This is a genomic window from Halomarina oriensis (assembly GCF_009791395.1).
Lineage (GTDB): Archaea > Halobacteriota > Halobacteria > Halobacteriales > Haloarculaceae > Halomarina > Halomarina oriensis.
Window position 1 is genome coordinate 91,869 of the sequence record NZ_WSZK01000006.1, and the last position, 23,213, is coordinate 115,081.

A 23,213-nucleotide genomic window follows, 5' to 3' on the forward strand; every position below is an offset into this window, starting at 1 on the left:
GACCGCCACGGTGGCCCGGCCGGGTCCACGGAGGTGGCCGATGACTGACCTCGTCGTCGCGCCGCTGCTCGTGGCGCTGTTCACGGCCATCGCCACCCTGCCGCTGCGGTCGGCACAGCGCGTCCAGCAGGCGGTGAGTGTCTTCGGCGGGGTGCTCTACCTCGTCGCCGTGGCCGCACTCGTCCGTGCGGTTCGGGTGGACGCGGACGGCTACCTCGTCTACGAACTGTCGAACTGGGAGGCCCCGTTCGGTATCACGCTCGTCGCCGACGACCTGTCGGTGCTCATGCTCGGCCTCGCGGCCGTCGTCTCGCTGGCGGCGCTCGTCTTCTCGGTCAGGGGCATCCCCGAGGTCGGCCAGCGCATCTCCTACCACCCGCTGTACCACCTGATGGTGGTCGGCATCACCGGGTCGTTCCTCACCGCCGACGTGTTCAACCTGTTCGTCTGGTTCGAGGTGATGCTGATGTCGAGCTACGTCCTCGTCGTCTTCTACAGCGGCCCCGACGAGACGCGGGCGGCGCTCCACTACGCGTTCCTCAACCTGCTGGGCAGCGCGGTGATGCTCCTCGCCATCGGTGGGTTGTACGCCACGACGGGGACGCTGAACATGGCCGACATGGCCGAGTACCTCGCCACGGTACCGGCCTCACAGACGACGCCCGTACTGGGTCTCTCGGCACTGCTGTTCGCCGTCTTCGCGCTCAAGGCGGGTATCGTCCCGTTCCAGTTCTGGGTGCCCGACGCCTACCGCGCCGCGCCCGCCCCGGTCGCCGCGATGCTCGCGGGCGTCGTCAAGAAGGTGGGCGTCTACGCCATCGTCCGCCTGCTGTTCACCGTCTTCTCGGTGGCCGCGCTCCCGCCGGGACTGTTCGGCGAGAACGCGACGTTCCTCGCGTTCTACGGGCCGGTGTTGCTCGTCATGGCCATCGGCTCCGTCGTCGTCGGCGGCCTCGGGGCCGTCGGCCGCGAGGACTTAGACGGGTTGCTCGCGTACTCCAGCATCGGGCAGGTCGGGTTCATCGTCCTGCCGCTGGCCGTCGCGGCGTCGGCGGTGCCCGGCGCTGGCGCGGAGATTCCCCGCGAGGGACTCGTGACGCTCGGCATCACCGCCGCGCTGGTCTACTCGGTCAACCACGGCCTGGCGAAGAGCCTCCTGTTCTTCGTCAGCGGGGCGCTCTCCCGGACGCTCGGGACGGTCCGGTTCGACGCGCTCGGTGGCGTCTCCGAACGGAACCCCACGCTCGCGGGCTCCTTTTTCGTCGGGGCGCTCGCGCTCATCGGCATCCCACCGCTGTCGGGCTTCTTCGGGAAACTGCTCGTCTTCGACGTGGGCGCACAGGCGGGGTCGACGGTGGTGCTCGCGGTGGCGCTCGCCGGGGCCATCCTCACCATCGCGTACTTCACGCTGGCGTGGTCCCGCGGGTTCTGGGGGCCGCCCAGCGACGCCGTGGCCGGTGCGAGCGTCGACCGCTCGTTCGTCCTCGTCGCGGCCGTCCTCGCGGTCAGCATCGTCGTGCTCGGCGTGGGCTTTGGCCCACTGTACGACCTCTCGTACGCCGGGGCGCAGGCGGCGACCGAAACACAGGGGTACGTCGACGCCGTGCTCGGAGGTAGCCAATGAAGAAGTGGCCGGTCGTCGGGGGAGTGCTCACCGTCCTGTGGCTGTTCGTCACGGGCGTCAGTTTCTCCGGGGCCCCCCGGGAGATACTCGACGCGTTCGTCGGCGCGGTGCTCGTCGGCGTCGTCGTCGCGTTCCCCATCGCGTACGCGACCCGCGACATCTACACGGACCAGACGAACGTCGCACGGACGCTCAGCGTCGTTCCGTCGGCACTGCTCTACGTCGTGCTGTTCCTCCGTGAACTGCTGACGGCGAACTTCGACGTGGCCTACCGCGTCCTCTCGCCGTCGCTCCCCATCGACCCCGACGTGGTCGCCGTCCCCCTCCGCGTCGAGGGCGACATCGCCATCACGACCATCGCCAACTCCATCACACTGACACCGGGGACGCTCACCATGGACTACGACGAAGCCACGAACACGCTGTATGTACACGCCATCACCGGCAAGAGCAACTACGAGTCCGTCGTCGACCCCATCCGCGCGTGGGAGGACCTCGCGCTCGTCATCTTCGACGAGCAACGGTCGCCCGACGACGCGCCACCCGCGGACCCCGGAGGTGACGCCAGTGGTCAGTGAACCGGTCTCGGGAGCGCTCGGGATGGTCGTCCTCGGCGGTCTCCTGCTCGCCAGCCTCGTGACGCTCGTCGCGGGCTACCGCGTCGTCCGCGGGCCGACGACGCCCGACCGCGTCGTCGCGCTCGACGTCATCGGCACGAACGTCGTCGCCATCGCGTTGCTGTTCGCGCTCGTCACCGGACAGGCGCTGTTCGTCGACGTGAGTCTCGTCCTCACCATCATCGGGTTCATCAGCACCGTCGCCGTCGCTCGCTACATCACCGAGGGGGACATCATCGAATGACGCTCACCAGTCAGACGCTCGACACGCTCGCATCGACGGCGGCGGTCACGCCGCTCGCTATCGGTCCCGTTCGCACCGCGTTCGTCGCGGTGTTCGTTCTCGTCGGGGCGTTCTTCCTGCTCGTCGGGACCGTCGGTCTGCTCCGCCTACCGGACGTCTACAACCGGATGCACGCCACCTCGAAGGCGACGACGCTCGGCGCGGCCAGCATGTTCCTCGCCAACGTCGCGTACTTCGGCGTCCTCGGCGAGGGCCTGACGGCGCTGGTCGGTATCGTCTTCCTCTTCCTGACCGCGCCGACCGGCGCGCACATGATCTCGCGGTCGGCCCAGAAGATGGGCGTCGAGTTCGCCGACGGCGCGACGTGGCCCGGTGGCGAGTCCCGACCGGACGAACCGGCCGACGCCGACGCCGACCCGAGCGACGACTGACGCTCCCGGTCTCCCCTCCTCACGCCTCCAGGTCCGCCGCGAGTTCGTCGGCGAGTCTGAGTCCCAGTCCGAGTTTGTCGCCACCGAACTCCGAGACGGAGTCGTTCCGGACGAACAGTGCCCGTGTCTCGTCGCTTCCGAGGACGCTCGCGTCGTTGGCGACGACGAACGACAGTCCTGCACGGGCCAGTGTCTCGCGGGCGATTCGCGTCAGGTCGTCGTCGTCACCGCCGGTCTCCAGTTTGAAGCCGACGATGGGGAGGCTCGGATGCGCCTCGCGGACGCTGTTGATGAGTTTCGGCGTCGGTTCGAGGTCGAGCGTGAGGTCCCGTCCAGAGCGGAGTTTCGAGTCGCTGGCGTCGACGGTGTAATCCGAGATGGCCGCGGCCGAGACGACGGCGTCCGCACCCGTCTCGATGGCGTCGAGCACGGCGGCGGTCATCTCCGCGGCGCTCTCGACGTGGACGACCGACGCGTACGGGACGTCCGGCCCGTCGTGGACGAGCGTCACGTCCGCACCACGGACGTAGCAGGCGCTGGCGACGGCGCGTCCGGTCCGCCCCGACGCGCGGTTGGTCAGCGTTCGGACCGGGTCGATGCGCTCGCTGGTCGCGCCGCTCGTGACGACGACGTGGCGGCCGTCGAGCGGTCGCTCACCGACCGCGCGGGCGGCGGCGAGGACGATGGCCTCCTCCGTCGCTATCTTCGCCTTCCCCTCCTCGATACGCGGGTCGACGAACGTCACGCCCCACCCCTTCACACGCTCGATGGCCTCCAGCACGCCGGGGTGGTCGTACATCGGTTCGTGCATCGCCGGGGCGACGACGACGGGGACGCCCGCACCCATCGCCGTCGTCACACAGGTCGTCACGGGCGTGTCGTCGATGGCGGCGGCCACCTTCCCGACGGTGTTCGCGGTGGCCGGCGCGACGAGCAGCACGTCCGCCCAGCCCTCACGGCCGCAGAACTCGACGTGCTCGACGCGGCCGGTTATCTCGGTCACGACGTCGTTGTCCGTCGCGTACTGGAGCGACCACGGGTGGAGGATGCTCCGGGCGCTGTTCGTCACGACTGCCTTCACCGACGCTCCCTGCCGTCGCAACTCGTGGGCCAGTTCGACGGTCTTCACCGCCGCGATGGACCCCGTGACGCCGAGTGCGACGTTCACTCCGTCCAGCATGCTCATACCGGACGTTCGCGGGCGAACGGTAAAAACGACCACCGATGCGTCTCGTCGTGGGCGAGCAGTCGACGCCCCGCCTGGCCCGCGACCGGTCGCGTCGAACTCCCTTCCGGGGTGAGGTCACGATGCCTCTCGAACCCGACCACGGGCGGTCGCTATCGCATGGCCGAGACTGCTCCCGGTATCCGCCTTGAACGCTCGGGAATCGTCGCTCCCGGCTACTCCTCGTCGGCGAGACTCGGGTGTGGGGTCGGCGCGTCGGCGTGCGGGTCGGCGAACAACGCCTGCATCGCCGCCATCGAGTCCCGTTCGCGCCGTTCGCGCTCGGCGTCGTCGATCTCCTCACACCCCGGCGGCACCTCCCGGTCGCGGTCGGAGAAGTACCCCTCCGGGACCACCCAGTCGTGGTAGAACGGCACGTCGGAGTCGTCGACCAGCGACAGTGCCGTCTCCGCGCCGTGACCCGCGGCGACGACGGCCTGGTGTGGTCGCTCCGCGACCCGGCCGGCCGCGTAGAGGCCGTCGAGGTCGGTTCGACCGGTCGTGTCGCAGTCGAGGTACGTCTTCGACCCGCGCGTAACGATGCCGACGTCGAGGTCCTCGACGAACCCCACGTCGTTTTTCGTGGCGACGACGACGAACGCGGCGGTGAGTCGGTCGCCGTCGACGGCCACCTCGAACCGCGGCGTCCCCGTCCGCTCCTCGCTCTCCGTGGGCGTCTCGTTCACGTCGGTGACGAGACCCTCGCGGATGGTACAGCCGGCTTCACGGGCCTGCCGTTCGGTCGCGTCGAGCAGCGTCCGCGGGTTGACGCCCGCGGGGAACCCCGGGAAGTTCTCGACGTGGGCGTTCCGTCGGAGGATGGACTCGCCGGCACGGACGAGGAGCGTATCGAGGCCCGCCCGAGCGGTGAACAGCCCAGCGGTCAGTCCCGCGATACCGCCACCGACGACGAGGACGTCGCTGTGGTCGGAGTCGTGCATACCCGACCCTCGGTGGAGACGGGTTACAAACCGACCGGTTCACTGCCGTCTGTGGCCGGCACACGGGAGAACACTTACACCGACACCCGAAGAATCTGCGGTGTGGACACCGTCAAGGTCAGCACGCTGGTCTACCTGCCCCCCGAGGAGGTGTACGACTTCCTCGTGGACTTTCCGGGCTACGCCAAGTACTCGGAGTACCTCACCGACGTTCGGGCGTACGGTGACGGTTCGCCGGGGACGGAGTACGAACTCACCTTCTCGTGGTGGAAGCTGAACTACACCACCCGCTCGCGGGTGACCGACGTCACCCCACCCGAGCGCATCGACTGGGCCATCGTCAAGGACATCGACGCTCGCGGCGCGTGGATCGTCGACCACGTCCCCGAGAAAGCTCCCGAAGGGAGAGACGACGCCTGCCGCGTCAGCATCTACGTCGAGTTCAACCCGGACTCCGCAGACAAGAGTGCCCTCGACCTCCCGTCGTTCGTCTCGTTCGGCTGGGTCGTCGACAAGGTGACACCGAAGATAAAACAGGAGGCAGAGCGCGTCGTCCGTCGCATCGTCGCGGACATCGAAGGCGAGGACCGCCCGGTGGAACTCGTCGTCCACGACACGCCGGACTCGGTCTGACACCTCACACGGGCCGCTCGCCTGCGGAGTGACGACGCGCCTCGCTCGACGCGTGCCGATACCGGGGTCGAGGGACCGCACTCACGGCCTGCACCCACCGTCGACGTCGAACGCCCCGGCCACGGCTACACACGTAGTGCGAACCGTTGTTCGCGTACCGGGATATCGAGTACCTGTGAGTCAGTGAAGGGGCTCACGGGTGGCGTGTGACACTGCGGCCCCGTCCCCGCGACACACGGCTCTCCTCGTTTCGTCTGACGCACGTGTGACACCGCCTCAAACTATCCTGGCATCAACGGTATACGCGAAACTCACGTACCGGACGGTGACCCGCGTACTGGTCCCCAGAACGAAGTGCGGGCGAAGCGCCCACCGACGCGCCGTCAGGCTTCGCTCCCATGTCTCAACCCCACTGGAGCCGTGACGGCCACCAGTGCGCGTGTCACTTCGACTCCGCCCGAATAGGCGTTGCTATCTCTCTCCGTCCGCGGAGCTACTCGTAGTCTCCCCCGTACTTCAGGAAGAAGAACGCCAGCCCCAGCGTCGAGAACATAGCGATGAGCGTGGCGATGCCGAGCGTCTTCGCCGAGTCCGCGACGACCGGTTCGACGGGGCCTGCCGGTGCCGCCCGCGGCACGTCGGAGCCGATGGCGAGCGCACCGATCATGCCCTGGCCGACGTGAGGGTCACACTGGTACTCGACGATACCCGAGGCGTCGTCGGGGACCGTCCACTCGAAGGTGCCCTCGCTCTGGAGGGGGCTCTCGAACTCCGCACCGGACTGCGCGTTGACGTTGTGGCCCGCCGACTCCCACTCCCAGGTGATGGTCGTTCCGGGGTCGACGTTGACCGCCGCGGGGCCGAACGCGTACCCGCCGCCGCCGACACCCACCGCGATCGACACCTCGGACTGGCCGGTGGCGTCGGTTCCGCTACCGGGGCCGTCGTAGCCGTTCGCTCCCTCGATGCCGTAGTCGATGGGGCCGCTGCCACCGCCACCACCGCCACCACTCTCGGTCCCGCTTCCGTTCCCTTCCTGGCCCGCCGCGGTCCCCGCCGCGCCCGCGGCGACGGCACCGCCGACACCCGCCGCGCGGAGGAAGTCACGACGTTTCATGCCCGTCTCGTCGGTCATAGCCGGACTTGGCAGGGGAGCTAACTCAATCCTTCGACTTTTTCTTCGTCGGGTGCGCCTCCGGCGCACCGCTCCTCGAACACCCCCGAGTAAGAAGGCTGCGAGCCGTGCCCGGCGTGGCTCGCGGTACGCTCGCCGGTGTCTCCGTACCGCTACCGCATGGGATTACCCACACGACACCGTTACGGCACTGCTGGCGCCTCAGACTGCCATGTCGCCTTTCGCCTTGATGACGGTGACGACGTCGGCGTCGACGGCCTCGGTGTCGAGATGCATCGGGACGTACTCTCGGGTCTCGTAGGTCTCGCGTTCGTCGTCGGTCCCGACCGTACACCAGAGCTGGACCTCGTCGGGGCCGTGCCAGTCGCCCTGCCGCTTGACGGAGAAACACTGGAGTTCCTCGCCGTCGACTTCGATGACGGCGTCCTTGCGGATGCCGGGGTCGCCGTGGATGATGAGGTTCTTCATGTGGTGTTCTCTGCCTGTGGACCGGTTAAGCGCTTCGAGTTCTCGGACTCGAAATCGGTTCCCGCACGGACGGTGTCGGTGGTCGAGTCGGCTCAGTCGAAGTACGAGACGTAATCCATGTGGTAGACCATCTCGTCGGTCAGACTGTCGAGGTAGCCCGAGTGGTCGGTGCCGACCTGTGCGGTGCCGTCGTAGTCGGTGTAGTTGCCGGGGGCGGTGTTGCCCGACTCCGTGCCCGTCTCGCCGAGCGCCTGGTCGAACTCGATGGTGTTGTACACCCACGAGAGGACGCTGTCGTCGTTGGAGTAGTAGTTGAACGTCGCGCGTGTCTGGTCGGCGACGGCGTCGTAGCCCGCGCCGTGTTCGAGCGTCGGTCGCTCGTTGTTCACCGCACCGCCGAGGACGTGGGCCGACTCGACCTGCCACCCACGGTCGTTCCAGTAGGACGACCCGTCGAGCGCCTGGAGCGCACTGAACATCACCTCGGCACCGAGCGAGTGACACGCGACGCGTACCGTCCCGCCGCAGTCGTACTTGCAATCGAGGAGGAACTGCGCGAGTTTCGACCCGTTCTGCGTGGCGATGTCCTTCGAGGTTCCCCAGCCGTAGTCCCAGCCACCGCCCTTGTTGTTGTCCCACGAGTAGCCGACGACGGTGCCGTCGTACCCGTCGGCTTCGAGCGTCGCCTTCGCGTGAGCGAACTTGTCGCGGGCCGCCTGTGCGGCCTCCGAGTCGCCGCCTTTCTTCTTCCAGCCGTGGACGAACACGAGCAGGTCGTCCGCACACGCCCCGTCGACACCCGGTACCGTCCCGACGGTGTCGTAGTCGAACGTCCCGTGGCCGCTCGTGAGCGTCGCGTCGTCGTCGAAGTGCCCGCGCGTGCTGACGTACGGGGGTACCGTCTGTGCGCTCGCCGTCCCGTTCGTCGCACCGAGGAGGCCGACACCGACTGCGACCGTACCGGTTCGTCGAACGAAACTCCGTCGTGAGATGGATGACTCTCGCATGGATGTCTCTCCGCGTCGTCCGTGGACCGTCCACGAACCACGCGCGACTACATCTCCAACCGTATTGTTATAAAATTAATTACAGTTGACCGTGTTCGGATACCGTCGGCTCCGGTCCGGTTCAGTGGGTATCGGTGACGTGGCGGGGCGGTGGCGACGAGCACAGACCAAACGGGTTTTAAGCCACGGGGAAGAACCTCCTCTCAACCAACCATGCAGATGCCACGCCGGTTCAACACGTACTGCCCGTACTGTAAGGCTCACCACGAGCACGAGGTAGAGAAGGTCCGACGCGGCCGCTCTTCCGGGATGAAGAAGGTCAACGACCGCCAGGCTGCCCGCCGCGGCTCCGGTATCGGTAACAGCGGTAAGTTCTCGAAGGTTCCCGGTGGCGACAAGCCGACGAAGAAGACGAACCTCATCTACCGCTGTAGCGACTGTGGCAAGGCCCACATCCGCGAGGGATGGCGCGCAGGCCGTCTGGAGTTCCAGGAGTAGACCATGGCAGGGAACTTCTACTCCGTCCAGTGCCCGGACTGCGAGAACGAACAGACCGTCTTCGGCAAGGCGTCGACCGAAGTCGCCTGCGCCGTCTGTGGCCACGTCCTCGTCCGCCCGACCGGCGGCAACGCCGCCATCGAGGGCGAGGTCCTCGAGACCGTCGAACAGCGATAACGCGTCGACGCTCCTCCGACTCTCTCCCCGGCGAGTGACGACGTCGGCCGCCACTCCGCACCCGGCAGCGACCACGCCTAAGTTCTCCCCGCGAGTCACGGCGGTATGAGCGACGACTCGACCGACCCGCCGATGCGACCCGAACCGGCCGACGGCTGGCCCGACGGCCCGCTCTCCGAGCGCGCCGCCCGCGACCTGCTGTTCGACCGCGAGGACGTCGTGGCGGTGTGGGTGATGGACCACGACGAGACGACGCTGTCGGCACTGGTCGGCCCCGACCCGCCGGACGACGCCGTCGTCGACGTGGTCCTCGAGACCGAGGACGCCTTCGAGATGTACAGCTACACCCACTACGAGACGGCGACGCGCTGGGTCACGTTCGGCGAGGAGCGAAAGGAGAGCGAGGGTGGGGGGACGATGCGCGATACGCTCGCGGACTACCGAATCGTCGCCGGCGAGAGCGAGTCCTGACCGGTCACCGGCACCGGCGCTCGGTTGATGCTCTCGGAGCGCCTCTCTCCAGTCGACGACCGGTGAGCCCCGCGTCTCACCGGGAACCGTACCATGACAGCTATCGTCAAGACAGTCGGTGGGTGGCCCGGCGTGAGCGTCGCGCCACACCGGTTCGGCGGCCGTGAGTTCACGGTCGGCGGCCGCGAGTTCGGTCACGTCCACGGTGAGCGTCACGTCGACCTGCCGCTCACCCGCCGGGTCCGTGACGTCCTCGTCGTGGAGGGAACGACGGACGCTCACCACCTGTTTCCGGACTCCGGGTGGGTGAGCTACTACCTCGACGAGGGGAGCGAGCGCGGCGCACTCCGTCTGCTTCGACTCTCCTATCTCCACCACGTCGCCAGCCAGAAGCGACGGGCGACGAGACGCGGCGAGTCGCTGGGCCCTCTCGACGCCGTCGACGTCGGCACGGAACTCGACGCCCTCGACCCGAGCGACGCCCTCCGGGCGGCGTTCGGCCCGGTCCCCGTCTGAGCGCCCTCGACGGTCGCCTCGTGGGACGCGGTGACACCGTCGAGGTGCGTTTATGCCTCCCGGCCGTCCATCGCCGGTATGTCCCTTCAGTACCGTCCGGTCCCCGACGAGGACTACGACGAGTTCAGCCGGTTGCTCACCTACGCGTTCCGTCCGACCGACGAACACGAACCGCTCGACGAGGACGAGGACCCGCCCGCGTCCGCACAGCTCGGTGCTCGACGGGGCATCTACGACGGCGACGAGTTGCTCTGTACCGGTCGGCACCACTGGTTCACGCTCGACGTCCGTGGCTCGAAACACGGCGTCCCCGGTCTCTCGGCGGTGTCGACACCGCCGTGGAACCGACGCCGTGGTCTCGTCCGTCGACTCCTCGTCGAATCGCTCGACGAGTACCGCGAGCGTGAGCAGTGGTTCTCCGCGCTCTGGCCGTTCGAACACCCGTTCTACGCGAAGTTCGGGTGGGCGACGACGTCGACCTACGCCGAGGTGTCGGCCGCGCCGACGGACCTCGACTTCGTCGACGATATCGAGGCGTCCGGTCGGTTCGTCGAACTCGACGCCGACCGGTGGGAGGAGTTGGAGGCGGTCTACCGGGAGGTGAACGACCACACCCTCTCGATGTACCGCACCGAGGAGTGGTGGCGACACCGGATCTTCGAGGGATGGCAGGGAGAGCGATACGTCGCGGGTCTCGAACGCGAGGCCGGCGACGGGCGGACGCTGGCGGGGTACGTCGCCTACCGGTTCGATGAGGACGGTGGCGACCGGACGCTCACCACCGTCGAGACGTGTGCAGTCGACTTCGACGCCTCCGTCGAACTCCTGCGATACCTCCGGCACCACGACTCGCAGGTCTCGGAGGTCCGGTTCTACGACCGCCCCGACGCGGTGCTGTTCGACGTCGTCGGCGACCCGCGCGACCCGACGGTCGAACTGAAGCCCGGCCCGATGATTCGACTCGTCGACGTCCGAGAAGCACTGCGTGCGCTCGATTACCCCGAGAACGCGTCCGGGACGGTGACGCTCGCCGTCGCGGACGGCCTCGCCGAGTGGAACGACGGGACGTTCCGACTCGACGTGGCGAACGGTCGGGCGACGTGCGAACGAGTGGAGACCGGAGGCGACCCCGGAGCCGCCGACGCGAGTCTCGCCGTCGGCCCGCTGTCACAGTTGGCCGTCGGCTACCGGTCGGCGTCGAGGCTCCAGACGGTCGGCAAACTCGACGGTTCCGAGGACGTCGTCGAGCGACTCGACGCGCTGTTCCCGACCGAAGAGGTGGTGCTCCACGAGGGGTTCTGAGCCGTCCGGACCGACGCTCCCCGCCCGCCGCGGTGGTCGCGGAAACTCAGAGCAGTCGCATCGCTACGCCCGCCAGCAACACGACGAGACCGAGCAGCGTCGTCGCGGGTTCGGGGAACACGAGCAGGACGAGACCGACGACCATGACGAGTGTCGAGGTTCGCATGGCTGGCTGGAGTCGCGCCAGGGGAGAAAGCGTTGTGGCTGCGGAAACCTGCGTCGTGGCGGCCGGTGAATCGTGACCGCTCAGTACTTCGCCTGCCGGTAGATGAGGTTGCGCTGGATCTCGTTCGCGCCCTCGTAGACGACCGGGATGCGGACGTCGCGGTAGACACGCGAGATACGCCGTTCCTGGAGGATGGAGCGCCCACCGTGTAGTTGCATCGCGCGTTCGGCGGCGAAGTTCGCTACCTCGGTGGACTTCGTCTTCGCACAGGCGGCCCAGAACCCGGCGTTCTCCTGGTTGGCCACCTTCTCGGCGGCCCGCCAGTTCAGCGCGCGGGCGGCCTCGAACTCCATGCGGATGTCCGCGAGGATGTGCTGGACGGCCTGGAACTCCGAGATGTCACGCCCGAACGCCTCGCGGCCGTGGACGAACTCCCACGCCTCCTCGACGGCGGCGGCGGCGAGACCGAGGCCGTGCCCGCCGACGACGATGCGGCCGTGGTTGAAGAACTCCGCGAGCATGTAGAAGCCCGCACCCTCGACGCCCACGAGGTGCTCCTCGGGGATGCGACAGTCGTCGAGGACGATGTGGCCCTGCTTCGAGGCGCGCATGCCGATCTTCTCCGGGATGTGTTCGGCCTCGTAGCCGGGCGCGTCCGTCGGGACGATGAACATCGAGTAGTTGCCGTACCGGTCGTCGGCGTCGCCGGTCTTCGCGTAGAGGGTGAGCCAGTCGGCCTCGACGGCGTTACCGACCCAGTACTTCTCGCCGTTGAGCACCCACTCGTCGGCCTCTTCGTCACGCTCGGCGCTGGTCGTCATCCCGGCGAGGTCGCTCCCCGTGTCGGGTTCGGAGACGGCGAGACCCGTTATCTGGTCGTTCTCGGCGACCGGTCGGAGGAACTCCGCTTTCTGCTCCTCGGAGCCGTACTCCTCGACGATTTCGGCCCCGAACGACGCGAGCATCATCGTCAGGCCGATGCCGGCGTCGGCGCGGTAGAACTCCTCGGCGATGGCGAAGACCTCGTAGAGGTCCAGACCGCGGCCGCCGTACTCCTTGGAGATGTCCTGTGCGACGAGACCGGCGTCCATCCCTGCCTCCAGAATCTCCCACGGATACTCGCCGGAGTCGTGGTACTCCTGTGCGGCGGGGGCGATGTGCTCTTCGGCGAAGGCGCGGGCTTCGGCCTTGATATCGTGGGCGTGTTCCGGGACCACGGACTCGTCCAAAAGGTCCATACACCGAGTAGGGGTGGTGTCGTCAAGTAGCTCCCGGAACTGGAGACGTGAGGAAAGCCGTTTTCTCGCCGCACGGTTCCGACGGGGACTCCCGTCGAGTCGTCGCTGGTCGGTCGTCGTGGCGACTGGGCGCGTCGTGGCACGGCGATAGAAAAGCAGCGAGCGTCGAACGAGCGACCCGCGTTACTGCGGGACGGTGAGTTCGAGGGTGACGGTCTCACCGGGGGAGATAGTCACCGTCTGGCCGTCGACGTACATCTGTTCGTCGGCGACTGGACGCTCGAACGACGTCGTGTCGTCGGGCAGCTGGTAGCTCACGAGCGAGACGGTGGTGTCGTTCGTCGCGTCCGCGTCGAGCGTCACCGTGACCGTCGCCGTGTCGTTGCGAGCGTCGTACTCGATGGCGTCGTAGGTGATGGTCGCGCCGTCGTACGTCGCCGTCGCGTTACCGTCGCTCGGCACCTCGTACGAGGCGAAGACGTCTCCGTTCGCCATGATGGACGTCGCCTGCACGAGGCGACCGTCCGCGTTGTAGAACGCCGAGTCGTTCGCACCGATGTCCTCGATCGGTTCGCCGAACACCAGGTCGTACTGGTAGGTGTTCATGTAGTTGAACTCCTCGTCGAGGTCACACGTCTCGGTCGCCGTGGCGGCGTCGGCCGTCTCGACGACCATCCCGTCGGCGGACAGTTCGAGGGTCGCGTCGCCGCGGTAGGTCGTTGCGAGGTCGAGCGTCGTCGAGTCCTCGGCGCTGAGGTTCACCGTCCCCGAGGCACCCGTCTCTTCGACGAAGTACTCGACCGAGACGTTCTCGGTGTTGTCGTTGCTGACCTGGAACCGGGCGACGTCGTCGGCCGTGTCGGCACAGAGGACGGTGGCGTCGAGGCCGGGGGCGACCTGCGTGCTGTCGACGGCGGAGACGACGACGTCCATCGCCGAGGAGGCGTTCGTGACGGTCACGACACCGTCGTCGTACTGGACGTCGAGCACGTCGGTGTCGGCTTCGGCGCCGAGCAGCGGCGTCTCGACGGCCGACAGGCCCGCCTCACGGAGCTGGCTCTCCGGCGCGTTCCTGGTCTCGAAGACACGGTCGTCGACCTTCACGGACGTCCGGTAGACGACGTCGTCACCGCTGGCGTCGATGGTCGCCGTGTCCGTCGAGTTGTTGTACGTGTAGGTGACAGCGTCGGTGCTCGCGTTCGCGGTGGCGTCGTCGACGACGAGACTCGTCTTGTACCGGTCGTCGACGTCGGCGGCGGCCACGCCCGCCCCGAGGCCCGTCGCGGCGAGACTCACGACGAGTACGAGCACGAACGAGAGTCGGAGGGACGTCGTCCGTCGACTCATCGGCACACCCTCCGTCGTTCGGCGCTCACGCGGTACGGTTCGGAACTGACTGACCGGGCTGGGCTGTGTCCCATATTCACTGATTCGAGAGTATCAGGCTTAGTTCAATACTCTCTAACAGGGAATATTTCACCCGTCGTAATTCGTAGATAGAACGTTCGATACACCGATAATACCGTGTTAAGCTGTCCGACACGCGCCGTCGGTGCCCGCGACGGCAGGAGGAACCCCCGTCGGTTCGAGAGTCAGTCGTCCTGTTCGGGCGCGGCGTCGTCCGGGGCCTGTCCCTCGAACGCGTCCATGTCGGTGTACTGGTCGCGGAGGTCCTTCTTCGAGAACTTGCCCGTCGCCGTCTTGGGCACCTCGTCGATGAAGACGACGTCGTCGGGGAGCCACCACTTGGGGTACTCCTCGCGCAGGAGGTCCAGAACACCCTCCGGGATGGCGTCGCGGTCCGCGCCCTCGGTGGGGACGACGAACGCCACGGGGCGCTCTTGCCACTTCTCGTGGGGGACGCCGATGACCGTCGCCTCGGCGACGTCCTCGTGGGCCATGATGGCGTTCTCCAGTTCGACGCTGGAGATCCACTCGCCGCCCGACTTGATGACGTCCTTCGCCCGGTCGACGATCTTCAGGTAGCCCTCGGGGTCGACCGTCACCACGTCGCCGGTGCGGAGCCAGCCGTCCTCGAAGTCCTCCTCGTTGGCCTCGGGGCGCTCGAAGTACTCCGTCGTCACCGACGGGCCGCGCACGAGCAGTTCGCCGAACTCCTCGCCGTCCCACGCGATCTCCTCGCCGTCGTCGTCGAGCACCTTGAACTCCAGTCCGGGAACGATGAGACCCTGTTTGACGCGGTGGTTCACCTGCGTCTCGTAGTCGGCGTCCTCCAGGTCGCTCTTGAGGTGAGCGACCGACCCGATGGGAGCCATCTCGGTCATCCCCCAGGCGTGGAGCAGTTCGATGTCGCGCTCGTCGAACCACTGGATCATCGACTTCGGCGCGGCGGAGCCACCGACGATGACGGTGTCGAGCGTCGAGAGGTCGACGTCGTTGTCCTCACAGTAGTCCATCAGCCCCAGCCACACCGTCGGGACGCCGGCCGTGATGGTGACGCCCTCCTCCTCGATGAGGCTCGCGAGGTCGGCAGGTTCCGGCGAGGGACCGGGGAACACCTGTTTCGCGCCCGCCGCAGTGGCGGTGAACGGCATCCCCCACGCGTTGACGTGGAACATCGGCACGACGGGCATGACGACGTCGTCGTCGGCCATCGGGATGCCCTGTGGACTCATCGACTCCATCGTGTGCGCCCAGAGCATCTTCTGGGTGTACTCGACGCCCTTCGGGCGACCCGTCGTGCCCGAGGTGTAACACATCCCGGCCGGCTGGTCCTCGCTGACGTCCGGCCAGTCGTAGTCGGTGTCGTGGCCCGCGACGAACTCCTCGTAGGCGACGGCGTCGAGGTCCGTGTCGGGCACCTCCGAGGCCATCACGACGAACTGTTTCACCTGGTCGAACTCCGGCGACTGGACGGCGGGTTCGAGCGCCGGAAGCAGCGACGGGTCGACGAACAGCACCTTGTCCTCGGCGTTCTCGACGATGTAGCGGATGTGTTCGGCCGGGAGCAGCGGGTTGATGGTGTGCAGTTGTGCACCCATCGAGGGCGCTGCGAAGTACGTCTCGAAGTGGGTGTGGTGGTTCCAACAGAACGTCGCCACCCGGTCGCCCTCGCCGATGCCCACGTCGTCGAGTGCGTTCGCCAACTGGGCGACGCGGTCGCCGTACTCGGTGTAGTCGTATCGCGTGATCCCCTCGCTGGTGCGCGAGACGATCTCGGTGTCGGGGTAGAGCTTTTCGGCGCGCCACAGGAACGGTCGAAGCGTGAGGTCAGTGCCTCCTGGCATACGCCGACAATGCGTCCGTCACCACCTAACTGTTAGCACTGTCGCAACCCGATTCTACCGGTGGAAGCTTACTGCAACGCCTTCCCCGACCGGAAGTAAGGTCGTCTCGAAGTCGGGGGCCGCTCGGACCGTCTCCAGATAGTCGGCGATGCCGCGTGTCGCGTCGGTCGTCTCGACGTCTCCACCGGCGACCAACTCGGTGAGTGCGTCGAAGTCGATGGGGCCGGCGGTCATCGCGTTGTCCGCGAGGACGACGCCACCGGGGGCGACCTTCTCGCGGACGGCCTCGAACGCCTCGGTGTATCGCTCCTTCTCGTTGTCGACGAGCACCACGTCGAACGGCCCGTCGTAGCGTTCGACCGTCTCGATGGCGTCGCCCTGTTCGACGACGGTCCGGTCGTCGTACCCACCGCGAGCGAGGTACTCGCGGGCACGTTCGCAGTTCTCCGCGTCGAACTCGGTGAGGACGACTTCGCCCTCTGTGGGCACCGCGCCGGCGAACCAGTACGCAGAGTAGCCGAATCCCGACCCGAACTCGAACACCCGGCGAGCGTCGACCATCCGGGCGAGCAGTCGCAACCACCCACCGACCGCGGGACCGACCGTCGGGAACCCCGTCTCCTCGGCGTGGGCGTCCATCTCCGCGACCACCTCGTCGCCGTCCGGGCCGACGAGTCGTGCGAACCGTTCGATGTGCTCCGGTACCACGTCGTTCATAGCCGAGTCGTTCACTGCCGGTCGGCAAAACCCTGCGGCCCACCGTGATGCACGATAGTGCATACCGAATCCGTGGAACGTGACGAAAACACCACGTCGATGGATTTAACTCGTCGCTGTGGCTGGCTCCGGTAGCACATGTCGGGGGACACCGACCGAACCGGCGAGGAGGCGGGTTCGGACGCGCTCGTCACGTACGGAATCGAGGACAGACCGCCGCTGCCGACCGCACTCCTGCTCGGCGGCCAGCACTACCTCACGATGGTCGGGGCGAACATCGCCGTCCCGCTCATCCTCGCAGGGGTGCTCGGGTTCGCGGACCGACCGGCCGTCCTCGGGAAGTTCGTCGGGACGTTCTTCGTCGCCTCCGGTATCGCCACGCTCGCCCAGACGACGCTCGGCAACCGCTACCCCATCGTCCAGGGCGCGCCGTTCTCACTGCTCGCGCCCGCCATCGCCGTCGTGGGGGCCGCGCCCGTCGTCGGCGGGATGCCCGACTGGCAGTCGAAACTGCTGTTCTTGCAGGGGGCCATCGTCGCCGCCGCCGTCGCCGAGGTGGGTATCGGCTACTTCGGCGTCGTCGGCCGCCTCCGGCGGTACCTCTCGCCGCTCGTCGTCGCGCCCGTCATCGCGCTCATCGGCCTCTCGCTGTTCAGCGCCCCGCAGATCGTCGACGTCGCGGCGAGCGTCGAGGGCGCACAGCAGAACTGGTGGCTCCTGCTCCTCACGCTCGGCCTCATCGTCCTGTTCTCGCAGTATCTCGGCGACCGGAACCGGATCTTCGACCTGTTCCCGGTCCTGCTCGGTGTGGTCGTCGCGTGGCTCGTCGCGTTCGCCCTCTCGTTCTTCGGGGTCTACACCCCACAGTCGCTGGGCTACGTCGACTACGGTGCGGTGTTCGACGGCCAGTGGGTCTACGCCATCCACCCGCTGCAGTACGGGATGCCCCGCTTCGAGACGTCGTTCGCCATCGGGATGTTCGCCGGCGTCATCGCCTCCATCGTCGAGAGCTTCGCCGACTACCACGCCGTCGCTCGCCTCTCGGGCGTGGGCGCACCGAACGAACAGCGCATCAACAACGGCATCGGCATGGAGGGGCTGATGACCGCCTTCGCGGGGCTGATGGGTGCGTGTGGCTGTACCTCCTACTCCGAGAACGTCGGGGCCATCGGCATCACGGGCGTCGCCTCCCGGTTCGTCGTACAGGTCGGCGCGGTGCTGATGCTCGTCGTCGGCTTCTTCGGCCCGTTCGGTCGCCTCGTCGCCACGATTCCCGACCCCATCGTCGGCGGCCTGTTCGTCGCCATGTTCGGTCAGATAGTGGCGGTCGGCCTCTCGAACCTGAAGTACGTCGACCTCGACTCCTCGCGTAACCTGTTCGTCCTCGGCACGGCCGTCTTCGTCGGCCTCGCCGTCCCCGAGTACATGGCCATCGCCGGCCGTGAAGCGTTCGTCGCCGGTCTCGGGACGGTTCCCGTCGTCGGGAACGCGCTCGCCACCCCCGCCGTCGGGGGGACGCTGTTCGTCGTCGGGTCGACGAGCATGGCCGTCGGTGGCGTGGTCGCGCTGTTCTTCGACAACACCATCCCCGGCACGCCCGAGGAACGCGGCATCACCGCGTGGGAGGCACTCGCGGAGGGCGAGGACGACTACGAGTCGCCGCTCGACCGCCTGCGCTCGCGGCGCGACGACGGCGTGACGAAGGCGGACTGACCCAGCCGTCGTCTCCCGGCACGTCGTTCAACCCGTCGACGACCCGACGTACCCCGAACCGCTTTTGCGGTCGTCGTCCCTCTCGCCGTCATGTCCGTCCTGCTCACCGGCTACGAACCGTTCGGCGAGTTCGAGGAGAACCCCAGCGAACAGCTCGCTCGCCGACTCGACGGTGAGGACGTCGCGGGCCACGAACTCGTCGGCAGCGTCCTCCCCGTCGAGTTCGACGGTATCGGCGAACGCCTCGCCACGCTCGTGGACCGCCACGACCCGGCCGCCGTCGTCTGTACGGGACTCGCGTCGGGGGAGCCGGCGATTCGCCTCGAACGCGTCGGCGTCAACGTCGCGGACGCCGCCGGGACGCCGGACAACGCCGACGCCGACCCGGTGGACGAACGCATCGCGCCCGACGGCGCGGACGCGTACCTCTCGACGCTCCCGCTCGTCCGGACGGTCGAACACCTCCGGGAACGTGGGGTTCCGGCCCGCGTCTCGAACACCGCGGGGACACACCTCTGTAACGACGCGCTCTACTCGACGCTCGCACACCTCGACGCGACCGGACGCGACGTCCCGGCGGGGTTCGTCCACCTGCCGGCCACCCCGGCCATCGCGGTCCGGAACGCAGAACACCCCGAACGCGGTGGGAGCGTCCCGGCGAGCATGGACCTCGACCTCCAGGCCGAGGCGGTGCGACAGGTCGTCGCGGCGGCGCTCGTGACCGTCTGACTCCACGGGTGTGCGGTCGCCTCACTCCACGCCGGCGAGGTCGGCCAACGCGCCGGTCAGCACCCGTGTCGCCGCCGCGCAGTCGCCCCAGTCGGTCCACTCCCGTGGCGAGTGGGAGACGCCGTCGCGCGAGGGAGCGAACAGCATCCCCGCGTCGGTCACGGACGCGACGTACATCGAGTCGTGGGCCGCTCCGGAGTGGAGCGTCAGCGTCTCGACGTCGGCCGCCTCGCCCGCTCCCGCCAACGCCTCGCGGCAGCGCTCGGCCATCGGCGTCGGTTCGAGGTCGAACCCCCGCTCGAAGGTGGTCTCGACCCTCCGCTCGGCTTCGAGGCGGTCGAGTTCCTCGCGGGCGTGCACACAGAGGTGGTCCATCGAGTCGTACTCGACGCTCCGCACGTCGAGGCCCATCTCGACGCGGCCGGGGACGACGTTCGTCGCGTTCGGCGAGACGTCGAGCGACCCGACCGTGGCGACGGCCGCCGGGTCTTCGGCCGTCCTCGCTTCGGCGGCCTCCTCCATCGTCAGGACGAACTCGCTGGCCGCCGCGAGCGCGTCCGTTCGCTCCTCGCCCATCGGCGTCGCTCCGGCGTGGTCGGCCTCGCCGGTGACCGTCGCCTCGCAGTGAGTGATGCCCGTGATGTCGGTGACGACGCCGGCCTGCGCCCCGGCCCGTTCGAGGTCGGTGTGCTGTTCGACGTGGAGTTCGAGCCACGCGTCCCACTCGCTCGCGTCGAGTCGGCCCTCGCCGCGGAAGCCGATGGCGTCGAGCGTCTCGTCGAGCGTTCGCCCCTCCCCGTCGGTCAGCGCGAGGGCGTCGTCGACCGAGCGTGCGCCGCTGGCGACCGAGGACCCGAGCAGGCCCGAGGCGAACGTCGTCCCCTCCTCCTCGGTGAACGAGACGACCTCGACCGGTCGCTCGGGCGTGCAGTCGGCGTCCTGCATCGCGCGGACGGCTTCGAGCGCGGCGTAGACGCCGAGCGGGCCGTCGAAGCGGCCGCCGTCCGGAACCGAATCGAGGTGGCTCCCGGCGGCGACGGGTGCGCCCGACGCCCCTGGTGGGTCCCAGTATCCGACGAGGTTGCCCACCGCGTCGACCGTGACGGCGAGGCCGGCCGCCTCGAACCGCGACACCAGGTACTCGCGGGCGTCGCGGTTCGCCTCGCTCCCGGTCGTGTTCGTCCGCCCGTGGCCGTCGCCGTCGGTCGCGCCGAAGGTGCCGTTGTGTTCGATGTCCTCGCGGAGTCGGTCGCCGTCGACGAACTCGTCGGGCCGTGGTGGCATGGCTCGCGGTTCGGCGAGAAAGGTGATACGCGTTCCGTCAGCGCCGTCACCGAGCGGGACTCAGTCGTCCCTCCACTTGATGGAACAGCCGCGGGAGGGCATGAACTCCAGGTCCACCTCCTCGCCCGCGAGGATGCTGTCGATGGCCTGCCGGACGTAGAACTCGCTGGCTTCGTCGTCGGGGTTGAGCGCGTCGTCGAGGCGGCCGTGATAGGACAGCAGGAAGCGTGGCTCCTCGGGCCCACCCTCGTTTCGGAAGAGGAACGGGTCGGGCGTACAGACCGCGCCGTAGTCGCGGGCGACGTCCTGTGTCTCGTCGTGGAGGTAGGCGTCGTAGGCGATGGTGCCGTCCCGGACGAGTTCGGTCATCCGGTCGAAGGAGTCCTCGGGGTACTCCTCGGCGTCGTTCGAGTTGATGCCGACGACGGCCACCTCGTCGTACTCCGCGGCGACGTCGTTGAGCAGGTCGAACTTCGCCTTGGCGTAGGGACAGTGGTTGCAGGTGAACACCAGCAGGAGCGCTTCGTACTCGCCGAAGTCGTCGAGCGAGTAGCTGTCACCGCTCGTGGCCGGGAGTTCGAACGCCGGGGCCGGTTCGTCGCGTCCGATGGTCCGTTCGGACTCTTCCATGACCATAGTCGACGTACGGCGAGCGGGGACAAAGGGGTTGGTCCTTGCGACGTAGTGGTGGGTGTGCGAGGATGCGAGGGCGAGAGGAGAGTCGGTGGGGTCCGACGGCGAACTCGGCCGGAGTGCTCAGTCGGCGAGCAGCGGCGTCTCGCCGTCCGGGTCGGCCCGAGTGTCGGTGTCCGCGTGACCGACGCGTGCGGCCATCTCGTCGGTGGAGAGTCCCGCCTGTCCGGCCGCCTGTTCGAGCGTCAGTGTTCCCGCCTCGTAGAGCGTCGTAGCCGTCTCGACGGCGTGACTGCGCATATCACTCCTCTGCGTCTAAAGACCTATAATTGTATCGTGAGATTATATTCCACAGAGGGGATATAAGGTCGAGCCCGCCACGCCCCGTCCATCTTCGGCGGTCGGGACGACGCTCTCACCACTTGGGCCGACTGCGCCGACGTCCGGTCGGGCGGACCCGACTCGTCGTCGGGGTGAGTGGCGACCGCAAACCCTGCGTCGGTCGGTAGGGCTAACTCCCCCACACACGCCTGTCGGCTATGGAGCGCAGCGACCTGCTCGACCTGTTGCGTGAGGACGCCCGCACCTCGACGGCCGACCTGGCGCGGATGCTCGACACCGACGAGGCGACCGTGCAGGCGGAACTCGACGCGCTGGAAGCGGACGGTGCAGTTCGCGGCTATCGTGCAGTCCTCGACCCGGACCGTGTCGAGGACGAACGTGTCGAGGCCGTCGTCGAACTCGACGTGACGCTCGACCGCGAGACGGGGTACGAGGACATCGCCCGACGACTCGTCCAGTTCGACGAGATTCGTGGTCTGAGGCTGGTCAGTGGCGACTACGACTTCGCGGTCGACGTCGAGGCCGACTCGATGCGAGCGGTCTCGCGGTTCGTCAGCGACCAGGTCGCGCCCGTCCCCGAGGTGACGAAAACGGTGACCCACTTCGTGATGCAGACGTACAAGGAGGCGGGCATCGCGTTCGAGGACGGTGACGACGACGACCGCCTCTCCGTGACGCCATGAGCGAGTTCCACGTCTCCGAGCGCGTCGGTTCGGTCCCACCTTCGGGTATCCGCAAGTTCTTCGAACTCGCGGAGGAGCGCGACGACGTGGTCTCGCTCGGCGTCGGCGAACCGGACTTCTCCGCGCCGTGGCGTGCCCGCGAAGCCGCCATCGGCGCCCTCGAACGCGGCCGGACCTCCTACACCGCCAACCGTGGGACCCGCGAGTTGCGCGAGGAGGTCGCCCGCTACGTCCAGCGGTTCGACCTGACGTACGACGCCGACGACGAGATACTCGTCACGGCGGGCGCGAGCGAGGCCATCGACCTGGCCTTTCGGGCGCTCTGTGACCCCGGCGACGGTGTCGCCGTCGTCCAACCGTCGTACGTCTCGTACGTGCCGGGCGTCACCTTCGCCGGGGCCGAGCCGATTCCGGTCCCCACCCGTGCCGAAGACGGGTTCGAACTGACCCCCGAGGTGCTCCGGGCGTCGGGCGCGGCCGACGCCGAGATGCTCGTGCTCTGCTACCCGAACAACCCGACGGGGGCGACGATGGACCGCGCGGGACTCGAAGCGGTCGCCGAGTTCGTCCGCGACCACGACCTGACGGTGCTCTCCGACGAGATATACGCCGAACTCACCTACGAGGGCGAGCACACCTCCATCGCCGCGCTTCCGGGGATGCGCGAGCGGACCGTCGTTCTCAACGGCTTCTCGAAGGCCTACGCGATGACGGGACTGCGACTGGGCTACGCTCTCGGGCCGGCCGACGCCGTCGGCGCGATGAACCGCGTCCACCAGTACACGATGCTCTCGGCCCCGACGACCGCCCAGCACGCCGCACTCACCGCACTTCGGGAGTGCGACGACGAGGTGCGGTCGATGTGTGCCCAGTACGACCGCCGACGGCGGTTCGTCCTCGCGCGCTTTCGAGAGATGGGTATCGACTGTCCCGAGGCCACCGGCGCGTTCTACCTCTTTCCCGAGTCGCCCGACCCGGACGCGGGGGCGTTCGCCGAGGCGTTGCTGGACGCCGAGGGTGTAGCGATGGTGCCGGGCGACGCGTTCGGGGCCGGCGGGGCCGGCCACCTCCGGGTCTCCTACGCGACGGGGATGGACGACCTCCGAACCGCGATGAACCGGTTAGAGCGGTTCCTCGACGAACGGTAGCCGCGTTCTATCAGCACGCTGCC

At 68.0% G+C, this 23,213-nt stretch carries 26 protein-coding genes; 14 read left to right on the forward strand and 12 right to left on the reverse strand.

The genetic code is table 11. From position 1 onward, the window contains the following. The first annotated feature begins 40 nt into the window (after positions 1–40). Genes GQS65_RS02300 through mnhG form a run of 4 tightly spaced genes read left to right on the forward strand, consistent with a single transcriptional unit; the run spans position 41 to position 2,916 of the window. Positions 41–1,624, forward strand: coding sequence for a complex I subunit 5 family protein (locus GQS65_RS02300; protein WP_158203056.1), 1,584 nt, complete (start codon positions 41–43; stop codon positions 1,622–1,624). Further along, positions 1,621–2,202 (forward strand): Na+/H+ antiporter subunit E, encoded by a 582-nt coding sequence (locus GQS65_RS02305; protein ID WP_158203057.1) that lies wholly within the window; start codon positions 1,621–1,623, stop codon positions 2,200–2,202. The genes GQS65_RS02300 and GQS65_RS02305 overlap by 4 nt, the downstream gene beginning before the upstream one ends. A 22-nt stretch (positions 2,203–2,224) precedes the next feature. Continuing rightward, entirely contained in the window at positions 2,225–2,485 is a 261-nt protein-coding gene (locus GQS65_RS02310) for a monovalent cation/H+ antiporter complex subunit F (RefSeq protein WP_158203121.1), read from the forward strand. Beyond that, complete coding sequence (gene mnhG, locus GQS65_RS02315) at positions 2,482–2,916, forward strand: monovalent cation/H(+) antiporter subunit G (protein WP_158203058.1); 435 nt, start codon at positions 2,482–2,484, stop codon at positions 2,914–2,916. Before GQS65_RS02310 ends, mnhG begins: the two co-directional genes overlap by 4 nt. Positions 2,917–2,935: 19 nt before the next feature. Here the strand turns inward: mnhG and coaBC are convergent, their stop codons facing one another. Together coaBC and GQS65_RS02325 are read right to left on the reverse strand one after the other, a co-directional pair. Beyond that, positions 2,936–4,096 carry a bifunctional phosphopantothenoylcysteine decarboxylase/phosphopantothenate--cysteine ligase CoaBC gene (gene coaBC, locus GQS65_RS02320; RefSeq protein WP_158203122.1) on the reverse strand — a complete coding sequence of 387 codons (1,161 nt, stop codon included), beginning with the start codon at positions 4,094–4,096 and terminating at the stop codon, positions 2,936–2,938. 221 nt (positions 4,097–4,317) lie between these two features. Continuing rightward, positions 4,318–5,082, reverse strand: coding sequence for an NAD(P)/FAD-dependent oxidoreductase (locus GQS65_RS02325; protein ID WP_158203059.1), 765 nt, complete (start codon positions 5,080–5,082; stop codon positions 4,318–4,320). A gap of 102 nt (positions 5,083–5,184) precedes the next feature. On the opposite strand from GQS65_RS02325, the gene GQS65_RS02330 reads away from it, so the two are divergent. Then, positions 5,185–5,715: an SRPBCC family protein gene (locus GQS65_RS02330; RefSeq protein ID WP_368279769.1), complete on the forward strand. Its 531-nt coding sequence runs from the start codon at positions 5,185–5,187 to the stop codon at positions 5,713–5,715. A 493-nt stretch (positions 5,716–6,208) separates the two neighbouring features. Here the strand turns inward: GQS65_RS02330 and GQS65_RS02335 are convergent, their stop codons facing one another. The 3 genes from GQS65_RS02335 to GQS65_RS02345 form a co-directional block, all read right to left on the reverse strand. Continuing rightward, on the reverse strand, positions 6,209–6,850 hold the full coding sequence (locus GQS65_RS02335; protein WP_158203060.1) for a plastocyanin/azurin family copper-binding protein: 642 nt from the start codon (positions 6,848–6,850) through the stop codon (positions 6,209–6,211). Positions 6,851–7,051: 201 nt separating this feature from the next. Continuing rightward, positions 7,052–7,318, reverse strand: coding sequence for an HAH_0734 family protein (locus GQS65_RS02340; RefSeq protein WP_158203061.1), 267 nt, complete (start codon positions 7,316–7,318; stop codon positions 7,052–7,054). A 92-nt stretch (positions 7,319–7,410) separates the two neighbouring features. Then, positions 7,411–8,325 carry an alpha/beta hydrolase gene (locus tag GQS65_RS02345; protein ID WP_158203062.1) on the reverse strand — a complete coding sequence of 305 codons (915 nt, stop codon included), beginning with the start codon at positions 8,323–8,325 and terminating at the stop codon, positions 7,411–7,413. A 213-nt stretch (positions 8,326–8,538) separates the two neighbouring features. On the opposite strand from GQS65_RS02345, the gene GQS65_RS02350 reads away from it, so the two are divergent. The 5 genes from GQS65_RS02350 to GQS65_RS02370 all read left to right on the forward strand — a co-directional run bounded on the left by GQS65_RS02350 (position 8,539) and on the right by GQS65_RS02370 (position 11,289). Next, a complete protein-coding gene (locus tag GQS65_RS02350) occupies positions 8,539–8,823 on the forward strand; it encodes a 50S ribosomal protein L44e (protein ID WP_158203063.1) in 285 nt (94 codons plus the stop codon). Between the two features lie 3 nt (positions 8,824–8,826). Further along, the gene (locus GQS65_RS02355; RefSeq protein ID WP_158203064.1) at positions 8,827–9,000 is read left to right on the forward strand and encodes a 30S ribosomal protein S27e; all 174 of its coding nucleotides are present in this window, start codon (positions 8,827–8,829) and stop codon (positions 8,998–9,000) included. A gap of 105 nt (positions 9,001–9,105) precedes the next feature. Next, positions 9,106–9,471 (forward strand): hypothetical protein, encoded by a 366-nt coding sequence (locus GQS65_RS02360; RefSeq protein WP_233264983.1) that lies wholly within the window; start codon positions 9,106–9,108, stop codon positions 9,469–9,471. Between the two features lie 93 nt (positions 9,472–9,564). Then, complete coding sequence (locus tag GQS65_RS02365) at positions 9,565–9,987, forward strand: luciferase domain-containing protein (protein WP_158203065.1); 423 nt, start codon at positions 9,565–9,567, stop codon at positions 9,985–9,987. Between the two features lie 78 nt (positions 9,988–10,065). Continuing rightward, positions 10,066–11,289: a GNAT family N-acetyltransferase gene (locus GQS65_RS02370; protein ID WP_158203066.1), complete on the forward strand. Its 1,224-nt coding sequence runs from the start codon at positions 10,066–10,068 to the stop codon at positions 11,287–11,289. 246 nt (positions 11,290–11,535) lie between these two features. On the opposite strand, the gene GQS65_RS02375 is transcribed toward GQS65_RS02370, so the two are convergent. The 4 genes from GQS65_RS02375 to GQS65_RS02390 form a co-directional block, all read right to left on the reverse strand. After that, on the reverse strand, positions 11,536–12,693 hold the full coding sequence (locus GQS65_RS02375) for an acyl-CoA dehydrogenase family protein (protein ID WP_158203067.1): 1,158 nt from the start codon (positions 12,691–12,693) through the stop codon (positions 11,536–11,538). Positions 12,694–12,876: 183 nt separating this feature from the next. After that, positions 12,877–14,040, reverse strand: a complete 1,164-nt coding sequence (locus GQS65_RS02380; protein ID WP_158203068.1) for a hypothetical protein — start codon at positions 14,038–14,040, stop codon at positions 12,877–12,879. A gap of 245 nt (positions 14,041–14,285) precedes the next feature. Then, positions 14,286–15,941 (reverse strand): long-chain fatty acid--CoA ligase, encoded by a 1,656-nt coding sequence (locus GQS65_RS02385; RefSeq protein ID WP_158203069.1) that lies wholly within the window; start codon positions 15,939–15,941, stop codon positions 14,286–14,288. A 54-nt stretch (positions 15,942–15,995) separates the two neighbouring features. Further along, the gene (locus GQS65_RS02390; RefSeq protein ID WP_158203070.1) at positions 15,996–16,658 is read right to left on the reverse strand and encodes an O-methyltransferase; all 663 of its coding nucleotides are present in this window, start codon (positions 16,656–16,658) and stop codon (positions 15,996–15,998) included. Positions 16,659–16,796: 138 nt separating this feature from the next. Between GQS65_RS02390 and GQS65_RS02395 the strand changes: the two genes are divergently transcribed. Continuing rightward, on the forward strand, positions 16,797–18,371 hold the full coding sequence (locus GQS65_RS02395) for a uracil-xanthine permease family protein (protein WP_158203071.1): 1,575 nt from the start codon (positions 16,797–16,799) through the stop codon (positions 18,369–18,371). A gap of 90 nt (positions 18,372–18,461) precedes the next feature. Next, entirely contained in the window at positions 18,462–19,100 is a 639-nt protein-coding gene (locus GQS65_RS02400) for a pyroglutamyl-peptidase I family protein (protein ID WP_158203072.1), read from the forward strand. A gap of 21 nt (positions 19,101–19,121) precedes the next feature. Here the strand turns inward: GQS65_RS02400 and GQS65_RS02405 are convergent, their stop codons facing one another. From GQS65_RS02405 to GQS65_RS02415, 3 genes are all read right to left on the reverse strand, one after another. Further along, positions 19,122–20,384: a Zn-dependent hydrolase gene (locus GQS65_RS02405; protein WP_158203073.1), complete on the reverse strand. Its 1,263-nt coding sequence runs from the start codon at positions 20,382–20,384 to the stop codon at positions 19,122–19,124. A gap of 60 nt (positions 20,385–20,444) precedes the next feature. Then, positions 20,445–21,020 carry a thioredoxin family protein gene (locus tag GQS65_RS02410; RefSeq protein WP_199268389.1) on the reverse strand — a complete coding sequence of 192 codons (576 nt, stop codon included), beginning with the start codon at positions 21,018–21,020 and terminating at the stop codon, positions 20,445–20,447. Between the two features lie 120 nt (positions 21,021–21,140). Then, positions 21,141–21,317 carry a hypothetical protein gene (locus GQS65_RS02415; RefSeq protein WP_158203074.1) on the reverse strand — a complete coding sequence of 59 codons (177 nt, stop codon included), beginning with the start codon at positions 21,315–21,317 and terminating at the stop codon, positions 21,141–21,143. Positions 21,318–21,556: 239 nt separating this feature from the next. On the opposite strand from GQS65_RS02415, the gene GQS65_RS02420 reads away from it, so the two are divergent. Beyond that, positions 21,557–22,042, forward strand: coding sequence for an Lrp/AsnC family transcriptional regulator (locus GQS65_RS02420; RefSeq protein ID WP_158203075.1), 486 nt, complete (start codon positions 21,557–21,559; stop codon positions 22,040–22,042). Continuing rightward, entirely contained in the window at positions 22,039–23,190 is a 1,152-nt protein-coding gene (locus GQS65_RS02425; RefSeq protein WP_158203076.1) for a pyridoxal phosphate-dependent aminotransferase, read from the forward strand. The genes GQS65_RS02420 and GQS65_RS02425 overlap by 4 nt, the downstream gene beginning before the upstream one ends. Positions 23,191–23,213: the final 23 nt, after the last annotated feature.

Coding starts and splice junctions, on each gene's coding strand:
- GQS65_RS02300 (WP_158203056.1), top strand. CDS start 41: ATGACTGACCTCGTCGTCGCGCCGCTGCTCGTGGCGCTGTTCACGGCC.
- GQS65_RS02305 (WP_158203057.1), top strand. CDS start 1,621: ATGAAGAAGTGGCCGGTCGTCGGGGGAGTGCTCACCGTCCTGTGGCTG.
- GQS65_RS02310 (WP_158203121.1), top strand. CDS start 2,225: ATGGTCGTCCTCGGCGGTCTCCTGCTCGCCAGCCTCGTGACGCTCGTC.
- mnhG (WP_158203058.1), top strand. CDS start 2,482: ATGACGCTCACCAGTCAGACGCTCGACACGCTCGCATCGACGGCGGCG.
- coaBC (WP_158203122.1), bottom strand. CDS start 4,096: ATGCTGGACGGAGTGAACGTCGCACTCGGCGTCACGGGGTCCATCGCG.
- GQS65_RS02325 (WP_158203059.1), bottom strand. CDS start 5,082: ATGCACGACTCCGACCACAGCGACGTCCTCGTCGTCGGTGGCGGTATC.
- GQS65_RS02335 (WP_158203060.1), bottom strand. CDS start 6,850: ATGACCGACGAGACGGGCATGAAACGTCGTGACTTCCTCCGCGCGGCG.
- GQS65_RS02340 (WP_158203061.1), bottom strand. CDS start 7,318: ATGAAGAACCTCATCATCCACGGCGACCCCGGCATCCGCAAGGACGCC.
- GQS65_RS02345 (WP_158203062.1), bottom strand. CDS start 8,325: ATGCGAGAGTCATCCATCTCACGACGGAGTTTCGTTCGACGAACCGGT.
- GQS65_RS02350 (WP_158203063.1), top strand. CDS start 8,539: ATGCAGATGCCACGCCGGTTCAACACGTACTGCCCGTACTGTAAGGCT.
- GQS65_RS02355 (WP_158203064.1), top strand. CDS start 8,827: ATGGCAGGGAACTTCTACTCCGTCCAGTGCCCGGACTGCGAGAACGAA.
- GQS65_RS02360 (WP_233264983.1), top strand. CDS start 9,106: ATGAGCGACGACTCGACCGACCCGCCGATGCGACCCGAACCGGCCGAC.
- GQS65_RS02365 (WP_158203065.1), top strand. CDS start 9,565: ATGACAGCTATCGTCAAGACAGTCGGTGGGTGGCCCGGCGTGAGCGTC.
- GQS65_RS02370 (WP_158203066.1), top strand. CDS start 10,066: ATGTCCCTTCAGTACCGTCCGGTCCCCGACGAGGACTACGACGAGTTC.
- GQS65_RS02375 (WP_158203067.1), bottom strand. CDS start 12,693: ATGGACCTTTTGGACGAGTCCGTGGTCCCGGAACACGCCCACGATATC.
- GQS65_RS02380 (WP_158203068.1), bottom strand. CDS start 14,040: ATGAGTCGACGGACGACGTCCCTCCGACTCTCGTTCGTGCTCGTACTC.
- GQS65_RS02385 (WP_158203069.1), bottom strand. CDS start 15,941: ATGCCAGGAGGCACTGACCTCACGCTTCGACCGTTCCTGTGGCGCGCC.
- GQS65_RS02390 (WP_158203070.1), bottom strand. CDS start 16,658: ATGAACGACGTGGTACCGGAGCACATCGAACGGTTCGCACGACTCGTC.
- GQS65_RS02395 (WP_158203071.1), top strand. CDS start 16,797: ATGTCGGGGGACACCGACCGAACCGGCGAGGAGGCGGGTTCGGACGCG.
- GQS65_RS02400 (WP_158203072.1), top strand. CDS start 18,462: ATGTCCGTCCTGCTCACCGGCTACGAACCGTTCGGCGAGTTCGAGGAG.
- GQS65_RS02405 (WP_158203073.1), bottom strand. CDS start 20,384: ATGCCACCACGGCCCGACGAGTTCGTCGACGGCGACCGACTCCGCGAG.
- GQS65_RS02410 (WP_199268389.1), bottom strand. CDS start 21,020: ATGGTCATGGAAGAGTCCGAACGGACCATCGGACGCGACGAACCGGCC.
- GQS65_RS02415 (WP_158203074.1), bottom strand. CDS start 21,317: ATGCGCAGTCACGCCGTCGAGACGGCTACGACGCTCTACGAGGCGGGA.
- GQS65_RS02420 (WP_158203075.1), top strand. CDS start 21,557: ATGGAGCGCAGCGACCTGCTCGACCTGTTGCGTGAGGACGCCCGCACC.
- GQS65_RS02425 (WP_158203076.1), top strand. CDS start 22,039: ATGAGCGAGTTCCACGTCTCCGAGCGCGTCGGTTCGGTCCCACCTTCG.